Annotated in this window: 1 protein-coding gene; it reads right to left on the bottom strand. The window is 72.4% G+C overall.

Going from position 1 to position 10,128, the window contains the following annotated elements; all coding sequences use genetic code 11:
• Positions 1 to 39: 39 nt before the first annotated feature.
• Complete coding sequence (locus tag RM844_RS15400; protein WP_311667756.1) at positions 40 to 10,059, bottom strand: hypothetical protein; 10,020 nt, start codon at positions 10,057 to 10,059, stop codon at positions 40 to 42.
• Positions 10,060 to 10,128: the final 69 nt, after the last annotated feature.

Here is a 10,128-nt window from a genome sequence, read left to right as displayed (position 1 = left end):
GACGAACGCTCTCTCCTCCCGCGCCCACATACCGATCCGTTAAGGCGTGGACCGTCCCCCGAGCAGCGGGTGATCGCTCTCGACGGGGACGGACATCAGGGCGAGGCGGCGCTGCGCGTCGAGGACGTACGTCGCGTCTTCGAGGTCGAGCGGCCTGGCGATGAAGCCGTCTGGCAGCACGCTCCCCGCGTTGGCTGGCCCGACGCGGTGGGTGAGGTACCCCGTGGAGCTGACGAGACCCCCCTGGTCGCCGGCGGTGACCAGGGCGGCGTTGTCCAGGTCCGCGTAGTGCGTCACCGTCGTGCCTGGCACGCGCGCACCGTGCAGGTCCTCGACCCACGACACGCCTTCGCGATCGAGGGCCACGCCGCGGCCGTCCCCCAACACCTCGTGCAGCGGGTTCGTGGGCGAGGAGAAGCGCACGTCCCGCAGCCACTCGCCCTGCGGGGTGAAGCGCATGCCCACGGAGTTGATCAGCACCGTGATCTCGTCACCGACGATCACCCCGTGGTCGGTCCTGAGGCCGCCCTGGTAGAGCACGGGGGCGCCCCCGCCGTGCACCGGGGTCAGGAGGAACAGGTCCTGGCCCGGGCGGTCGAGGCGGACGAAGTCGTGGGTCACCTCGCCCTGGAGGTTCACCACGCTCCGGCCCGCCGCCCCTTCGACCAGGAACAGGTCGGGACCAAGGCGGTGCACCATGAGGTCCAGACTCTGCCGGCCGCCGATCATCGCGATCGGCGCCCCCGTCAGGGGCACCACCAGCGTGATGTCGCCCGGGTAGTGGATCTCACGGCCCTGCGGGAGGCCGACGTGGTCGTAGACGTCGCCGAACCGGCCGGTCACGCTCGTCACCGAGAACATGTCCTCGTGGGCGGCACGCACCTGTTCCCCGGTGACACCCAGACCGGGGCGGTACACCTCGGCGGGTCCCCGGCCCGACAGGTCCTGGAACGCCAGTGCCCCGGTCAGGCGCCCCTCTCCGTTGGTGAACCGCACGACATCGACGAACGCGCGGCTTCCGTCCGGCCCCAGCGTCCACGCGAGGTTCCTGGCGACGGTGACCAGGTACCGGCCGGGCGCCAGCTCCGTCACGTGGCTGTGCGGGACGGGGCGGTCCCCCTCGTACAGACGGGGCACCCCGTCGGCGGAGTGGCGGACGACGTGGTCGGTCGGCGGGGTGGCGAGGTGCCTGTGGTGGGCGAGCGGATCGCCACCCGCGTTGCCGAAGGTCCACGTCTCGGTGGGCTGATGGAAGTGGAACCGCGTGCCGTCGAGCGTCCCGGTGACGGTCCCGTCCGGCAACCGCTCGAAGACGAGCGTGCCGATACCGTCGTTTCGGGCGCGGTAGGCGACCGGGGCGGCGTTCGGCCACCGCGCGACCACGATCATGGCGGCCTCGTCCGTGGGATCGACGAAGATGGTCGAGGGCACGTGGCGGCCTTCGACGGTCAGCAGCCCGCCGCCGCCCGCCACGTTCACCGAAACCAGGTCGTCCGACACCCGGGAGAGGACGAACCACGCCGTCGGCGCGTCCGGATCCAGCAGCTGGAGCCGGCCCGTTGGCGTCCCGATGAGGACGTGGCCCTCCCAGCTCCCCCCCTCCACGAAGCGTCCCGATCCGATCCAGTCGCCCTGGCCACCGTAGACGGTGACCCGCCCGTCGTCCGCGACCCGGAAGATCTGGTCGGCGTTGGCGCGCGCCAGGCCCGGTAGTCGGACCACCTCGTCGCCCAGGCGGTAGACCGGGGCGGGGGGGAGATCCTCCCCGAACACGCCGAACCGCTCCCTGGACAGGACGGTGAACTCCCCGGTCTCCTCACCCCCGGGGCCGCGCAGCCACACGACGTCGTCCTGGGCACGGCCGGTGGCGCTCAACAGGTGGGAGTCCCGTCCCATGGCGACCAGGTAACGGTTCTCGAACCGGTGCACCCCGAGGACGTCGGGTATCGAGGCCAGCTCGGAGGTGACGACGCGGGGGCGCACGCCGTCCCGCAGCGGAGCAAGCAGGACGTTCCCGCGCAACGGCCCGCTGGTGATGGCCCGTTCCCGCAGCAGCGCGCCGCCGTCCGGGGCGTGAATCGTCCGCCGGCCCGGCTCGCCCCGCACGGTCAGGTCAGGATCGAGGCCCTGGTTCACCGAGGCGGACACCGGCGGCGTGACCTCGGCGGACGGCTCGGCCGGCGCCGGCAACCGGTCCGGCTCGCCGCCCAGCGCCCGCGGTCCGACGCCGTGACCCCACAGCTGCCCCGTGCCGGCCAGCACCTCGCCGCTGTCGCGGTCCACCACCCACCCCGACTCCCCCGCCCGCACCCGATACAGGCCGTCCACCAGATCGTCCACCTCGACCCCCGAGACCCGCGCCCCGGTCGACAAGTCGAACAACCCCGGCTCACCGCCCCCGGACACCGGCCGCACGATAACCGTCCCCGCCAGCAGCTCCCGCCCCTCCACCACCTCGCGCGCGACATGCGTCACCACACCACCCTCACCCGTCACGGTGCCCAGACCCGTCGGCTGCAACTCAAGCCGCCCCAAACCCACCAACTCCGCCCGCCGCACCCCCGTCACACCCGACTCAACCCCAGTCACCGGAAACGCGGTAACAGTGCGCGGGACGACAGGACCCACCTCCGGCACCGCCCCCAACACCGTCTCAGCCAAGCCGTGCACCCGCAGCCCCCGCTGGTCGAACCGCCAGGTACCGCTGTTCCAGTCCAGCTCGAAAGTTTCCCCGACCTCCCGCACCGCCACCGGATGCCGCGTCCCGTCCTGGCGGAACGCCGCGAACGACTCGTCAGACGTCCGCACCAGGAACAGGTCCGCCCCGTCCACGCCGCCCTCCAGCGTGACGACGTTCCGGGAGACCGAACCCGCCCCCACCACCGCCGGAGACCGCCCCGAACCATGCACAAGGTGCAACCCGCCCAGACCCTCCAGCGGAACAGCCACCAGAGGCGACCTGGCCACGCCGGCCCCACGCCCGGGGTTGACCGGGCCGGCCGCCTGGTCGGGCACCCCGAGCCCGCGGACGACGACGTCGGTCTGCTCGGCGGGCTCGAACCCGTGCTGCACGAACACCCGGTAGACGTGCGACCCGGGCGCCGGCGGAGGTGCCCCGGCCAACCGCACACGATCCAGGCCCGTCAGCAGATCCCGCTCGGCCGCGCTCAGCTCCGGGCGCCCACCGGTCCCCATCCCCTCCGCCACGAACTGGCCGTCCTCGGTGTACCGCACCGTCGTACCGTCCGCCTCGTGCACCACGAGATGCCCGGTCTCCGGATCCCACCGAACCGGACTGTCCACAGAGGCACCGTCCAACGTCCTCGGCAGCGGATACACCCCACCCCCCGCACCCCCCACGACGAGCAGATCCTGATACCCCGGCCGGCCGGTCAGCACGACAGCCGGGACCGCCGTCTCCCCGTCCGCCCCCACCAGGAAGCGACTACCACTGAGCTCCACCAACACATGGTCGGCACCCACCCACGAAGCCGAGAGACCCGGCGCGGTCGCGAAACCATCCGACCGCGTCCACCCCAGCTGCAACCCGGCCAGCGAACCGTGCTCCAACTCCACTGACCACGACCGCAGAACGCCGTCGGACTCCCCGTACTCAAAGCGCGCGTACCCACGCCCGAACGAGACCGCACCCCCCTCAGCGACCACGTCATCCACCCACACATGGCCCGCGAGGTCGAAAACCCGCCGAAACTCCTGAACCTCAGGCAACGGCGAGGAAGCGAACAGGCCCGTCCCCCGACCGCCCGGGCCCAGCAGTTCCACCATGCCGTGCGAGTCGCCCCCCTCCTCGTTCACGAGGCCGTACCGCTCCCCGACCCGCGCCAGGTACATCTCCTCCTCGTCGTTGCCGGCCAGCCTGGTCAGCGAGGTGTCCGGCGGCGACGGCACGCCGTCGGTGTCCACCAGGACGGGCGGCCGGTCCTCGCGCCACATTCCGAACCGGTAGGCGTCGGACAGCCCGCCGAGCGGCCCGTCCTCGTCGAACGCGGTGAGTGCGAGGACAGGCCGCCACTGGGCGTCGTAGCGGCCCCCCCACCTGCCGCCCTCGGCCGGCAGGGCGACGAAGCCCCCCGGCAACGTGTCCCCCACTGGTTCGACGGCGTGGACGTGGCCGGTCAGACCCCCGTCGGCGTTCACGAGCCCCCGCCGGCCGCCGACGGTGACCGCGAAGGTCTCGGCGTTGAGGCGTTCCACCGCCGACCCGGGCACGCGCGCACCGTTCGGGCCCTCGACCCACGAGGGGCCTCCGGGGCCGTCGAAGGCGAGCCCGTTGCCTTCCCCGAGCAGTTCGTGCAGCGAGCTACCGGGCGCGGGCAGGTACACGTCCCTGAGCCACTCGCCCCGCGGGGAGTAGTGGGCACGCTGAGCGCCGATCCGCACCGTGATCTCGGCACCCACGGTCACCGGGGAGGCGGACGCGATGCCGTCCTGGTAGAGCACGGGGTCACCCCCGCCGTGCACCGGGGTCAGGACGAACAGGTCCTCGTCCCTGCGGTCAAGGCGGGTGAAGCGGTGCGTCACCTCGCCATCGGGGGTCACCAGGCCCAGGTCCGCCCGGTCGACGATGAGTCCGTCGTCGCCGAAACGCCGCACGGACTCGATGGGCGTCCCCGGAGCCCTGGACAGCACGACCGGGTTCCCGGTGGTGGGCAGCAGCACCGTGAGATCACCCGTGAAGTGGTACCCACGGCCTTCCAGATGGCCGAGTTCGCCGTAGACGTCGCTGGTCCGGCCGGTCTCGCCCGCCACCGAGAACTGCCCCGGGCCGGCCGCGCCCACCTGTTCCCCGGTGAGACCCCGACCGGGACGGAACACCTCGGCCGGTCCCCCACCGGCCAGGTCCTGGAACGCCAGGGCCCCGGTCAGGCTTCCGTCCCCGGACCTCAGCCGCACGACATCGACGAACGCGCGGCTCCGGTCCGGCCCCACCGTCCACGGGACGCCGCCGCGCGTCTCGACCAGATAGCGACCGGGCGCCAGTTCCGTCACGAGGCTGTCGAGGACGAGGCGGTCCCCCTCATAGAGCTCCGGCACTCCGTCGGCCGCATGGCGTACGACCTGGTCGGTGGGCGGCTCGGGCGGGCGCTGCGCGTGCCAGCGGAACCGGCCCCTCGCGGCGCTGTAGATCCACGTTTCGGACGGCAGGTGGAGGTGGATACGTGCGCCGCCGTGCGTCTCGGTAACCGTCCCGTCGGGCATCCGTGTGATGAGGGGGGGCACACCGTCCGCTCCGCCGTGCACGCGAAGGGCCACCAGGCCGCCGTTCGGCGGGTACACGACGAGGATGTGCCCGCCCTCGCGCCGCGGGTGGCGCACCTCGATCACGCGCACCTGGCGGCCCTCGGTGGTCAGCACCTCCCTGACACCCCACGCTTCCACCGCCACCAGGTTGTCCGGCAACTCGCTGACGCGCAGCCCCGCCGTCTGTATCTCGGGATGCATCAGCTGGTAGGCGCCCGATGGCGTCCGGATGAGGGCGTGGCCCTCCCAGCCGCCATCAGTCACCCAGCGTCCCGATCCGATCCAGTGGCCTTGGCCGTCATAGACGGTGACGACCCCGGCGTCCGTCTGCCGGAAGATCCGGTTGTCGACAGCGGTCACCTGGTCGGTGAGCCTGACCGGCGCAGCGCCCCCGCGGTAGACCGCGCCAGCGCCGAGGTCCTGCCGGCCCAGCTCCGCGAACCTGCTGCCCCCCTCCCTGGGCAGGACGGCGAAGTCCCCGGACGCCTCGCCCCGGGGTCCGCGAAACCACACGACATCGAAGTCGTGGCGGCCGGCGGCGCTCAGCGTGTGGGAGCCCTGTTCCATGGTGACCAGGTGTCCGGGGCCGAACGGGTTGACCGCGAGGACGCCGGGCACCGGGGCCAGCTCGGGCGTGACGACCCGGGGGTGGACGTTCGCCCCCAGCGGCCTGAGCAGGAAGTTTCCGGTCAGCGGCCCGCTCGTGATGCCTCGCTCGGTCAGCATCACGAAACCGTTCAGGTCGTAGATCGCCCGCTGGCCAGCCGGGCCCAGCCCGAACAGATACGGCTCGGGGCCCCGGGTCACGGGGACCGGCACCGGCATGTGGTCGCGGTACGCGCGGGGGGCGCTCCCGTCGAGCGGCAGGGTGACGAGGTCCGCCACCCTGTTCGCCGGCGACACGTCCACGGCCACCCGGGTCAGAGTGCCGTCTTGGGTGACCACGACCGGCCGGTGGCCGGGTATCCGGACCAGGTACTCCGGCTGCCCCGTCCCGGCGCCGTCGGCCAACCTGTGGACGGGCACCTCCACCCCGTTTGGGCCGCGCACGAAGGGGTCCCGGTCCGCCGGGAAGTGCAGGGTGTGCCGCGCCGGCAGACCGGAGCGGTTCACCAGGGCCGCGCCGCCGTCCGGGTCGTGTACCGTCCCCCGGCCCCGCTCGCTTGGCACGGTCAGGTCAGGATCGAGGGCCTGGTTCACCGAGGCCGGCACCGGCGGTGTGACCACCGGGGACGGCTCGGCCGGCGACGGCACCCGCTCGATCCCGTCGTCCAACACCCGCGGTCCGCTGCCCTGACCCCACAGCTCCCACGCCCCGGCCAACTGCCGCCCCGCCCCGCCCAACACCACACCGGTATCGGTGTCCACCACCCACCCCGACTCCCCCGCCCGCACCCGATACAGGCCGTCCACCAGATCGTCCACCTCGACCCCCGAGACCCGCGCCCCGGTCGACAAGTCGAACAACCCCGGCTCACCGCCCCCGGACACCGGCCGCACGATAACCGTCCCCGCCAGCAGCTCCCGCCCCTCCACCACCTCGCGCGCGACATGCGTCACCACACCACCCTCACCCGTCACGGTGCCCACACCCGTCGGCTGCAACTCAAGCCGCCCCAAACCCACCAACTCCGCCCGCCGCACCCCCGTCACACCCGACTCAACCCCAGTCACCGGAAACGCGGTAACAGTGCGCGGGACGACAGGACCCACCTCCGGCACCGCCCCCAACACCGTCTCAGCCAAGCCGTGCACCCGCAGCCCCCGCTGGTCGAACCGCCAGGTACCGCTGTTCCAGTCCAGCTCGAAGGTGTCCCCGACCTCCCGCACCGCCACCGGATGCCGCGTCCCGTCCGACCGAAACGCCGCGAACGACTCGTCAGATGCCCGCACCAGGAACAGGTCCGCACCGTCCACGCCGCCCTCCAGCGTGACGACGTTCCGGGAGACCGAGCCCACCCCCACCACCGCCGGAGACCGCCCCGAACCATGCACAAGGTGCAACCCACCCAGACCCTCCAGCGGAACAGCCACCAGAGGCGACCTGGCCACGCCGGCCCCACGCCCGGGGTTGACCGGGCCGGCCGCCTGGTCGGGGCCGTTGGTGTACTGCGGCTGGTACAGGTTGGCCCACCGGGCCGTCAGGTCGGCCAGGCTCGGCTCGCGGCCGGCCGGGACGCCCAGGGTGCGCAGCGTGTTCCAACTGGCGACGGAGGGGTTGATGTCCCACAGGGGGTGGTCGGTGCCCAGCACCGGCGGCGGCGGTCCGTGGAGGCCCGTGCCGGCCGGCACGTTCCGCTCGCCGCCGGGGGGCGGCAGCGCCTGCTCGTTCGCGTTGAGGGCCGTCCGCAGGGCGTCGTCGCTGGTGCCCAGCGTGTGGAACTCGATCTGGCCGATGCCGAGGGTCGGCGTGCCGTCGCGGTGCACGCTGATCCCGCCCACCGTGGTGCTGCCCCCGGGCGACAGGTCCTGGCCGCTGATCTCACGCCAGTTGGGGGGCGTGGTGGTCTCCGAGAGGCCGGGGCTGAAGCTGTACCCCTTGCCGAGTCCGACGGAGACCGCGGAGTCCCCGGTGTTGATCTCCACGCGGTTGACGTCCGACTGGGTCACCCCGAGCGCGTCGTAGCGGTCGAGGGAGGTGGGGAGCGCCGGTGCCAGGTTGGGGGCGCCGGCCGACCGTTTGATCGCCTGTTGGAAGGACGGCAGGTCCGAGCCCAGCACGTCCAGGGCGTACCGCGAGTTGACGGGCTCGGGGATGCTGAAGTTGATCAGCCGGTCCGTCATCGACAGCTGGAGCGGGGGCGCGTCGTTGACGTGCAGGTCCATCCGCACCGTGTCGGAGGTGGAGCGGCCCGCGACGGTCGAGGCGTCGCCGGCGTTCCGCGCGGGGACGGGGGTCAGCAGTTGGCTGGCCGGGAGGGTCAGGCCCTCCGCCGGGACGTGCCGGACCTCGCCGAGCACCTGGATGCTGATGTCCGACATGCTTCCGCCCACCGGCACGATGTGCAGCTGGCCGGCCTGGTAGGTGAGTTGGAGCCGGGCTCCGCTCTCCCAGTCGACGACCGCGGTGACCTGCCGTCCGCTACCGAGGGAGGCGCCCAGGGGGTTGGGCGGCAGCACCGGGGCGGCGATGGCGGCCAGCTCACCGCCCGGGGCCGGCAGATGGGCGACGGCGACGGGCTGCCGGGTCGCCACGCTGCCGCCGAACGGGATGTCCACCAGGTTGTTGCGGATCCCGCCCGCCTCCAGCGAGGTGTCGGTGATGCCGATCCGCAGCCCCCGGCCTGAGAAGGCGAAGTCCACTGCCGGCACGAAGTGCGGGACGTCTGTCGTGCTCCCCTGGAAGAAGGCGCCGGCCGCGGCGCCCCCACCCGGCGTGCTCTGGTAGGACGGCACGAACAGCCCGCCGAGCTTGCCCGCCATGTTGAAGGTCGCGTACCTGAAGGGCTGGAACTTCTCGAAGTCCGCCTGGGTGACCACGGTGCCGGTCGGCGACTTGCTGAACGCCCGGGTATCGACCCGGACGCCGTTGACCCACTCGAAGCCGTGGCGGAACTCCTGGAATATCCCGCGGCGCACCACGCTGTCGTAGAGGGCGGTCGACCAGTCCGCGCGGGTGACGGTCGGCGCGTCGTCCGCGGCCTTGCCGAACCAGCCCTGGTACCTGGCGACGGCGCCCCTGATCTCCCGCGCCGAGACGGGCAGGATGATGCCGGTCCAGGTGTACGGGTTGAGATGCAGGCGCAGGTACCGCCCCAGCTCCGAGGGGATGCCGCCCAGCCCGCGGTCCACGCGATGGGCGAGTTCCCGGATCGCGCGCCGGCCCGCGTGGAAGCTCGCGAGGAGACCGGCCCCCACTTCGTGGAGGACACCGGTGAAGCCGCCGTTGGCCCAACCGCGGGCCAGCAGCCCGGCGCCGTTGTCCAGGCCGGTCAGCACCAGCCTGGCGAGGCTGATACCGCCGACGACCAGCAGGCGAGGAGGGGCGGTCAGGAGGGTGACCGTACCCCTGCCCACCTTCGCCAGCAGCTCCTTCCACGCCTCCGAGTGGCGGAACGGGCGAGCGCTCTCCCGTATCCAGTTGCCGATCTGGCGGAAGGAGACGGCGGCGCGGGTCGTCATCGCCATGATGCCGAGCAGGCCGAAGACGATTTCCAGGGGGTTGAGCTTCCCCAGCGCGGACCCGAAGACGGCCCCGACGAGCACCCCGATGTTGACCAGGAACGCGGCCAGGCCGAACCCGCCACCGAACATGATGCCGACAACCGAGATCGCCAGCGCGAACCAGAGGAAGAAGTCCCAGAACTCCTTGCACGCGTCGTGCTTCACGGGCGAGGTGATGGCGTCGCGCGCCAGCTCGATCTCCGCGGCCGCGACGTCCCCGGCGGCGGCGAGCCGCTCCCCCGCCTCCTGGGCCCGGCGGGTCAGGACCTCGATCCGCGGGTCGTCCTTCTCCAGCTCCCTGGCCTCGGCGAGCGCGCCGTCGGCGATCTCCTGCTCCTCCACCATGACCTGCTGGAAGCGCTCAAGGGCGGCGTGCGCCTGTTCGTGGCCGGTCCTGAAGGTCCGCACGAAGTTGACCAACCGCTGTTCCACCTCGTCGCGGAGCGCCTCGGCCGACGCTCCGACGAAGTCCCCGTGGGTCGGTGACATGACGACGGTGAGGCCGGCGTCGAGGCGCTGGGCGTGGGAGATGAGTTGGCGGTGCGAGTCGAGGACGATGTCGATCTCCCCCGGGCTGCCGGGGGTGGGGTCCTTCTCGAGGTTGAGTGCGCTCCAGTCCGGATCGCGGGCCATGACCGCCGCACCTCCCTCGGTCGCTCCGGCGTGTTCCTCCACCCGGTATACGCCTGACGGGGTCGGCCG

It is taken from the genome of Streptomyces chisholmiae, assembly GCF_031845445.1.
Taxonomy (GTDB): domain Bacteria; phylum Actinomycetota; class Actinomycetes; order Streptomycetales; family Streptomycetaceae; genus Streptomyces; species Streptomyces chisholmiae.
Note: the sequence above shows the minus strand (reverse complement) of the source record. Positions and strands in the feature narration are given on the sequence as shown.

Excerpts from the sequence above, each read along its gene's own strand:
- RM844_RS15400 (WP_311667756.1), bottom strand. The coding sequence starts at position 10,059 with ATGGCCCGCGATCCGGACTGGAGCGCACTCAACCTCGAGAAGGACCCC.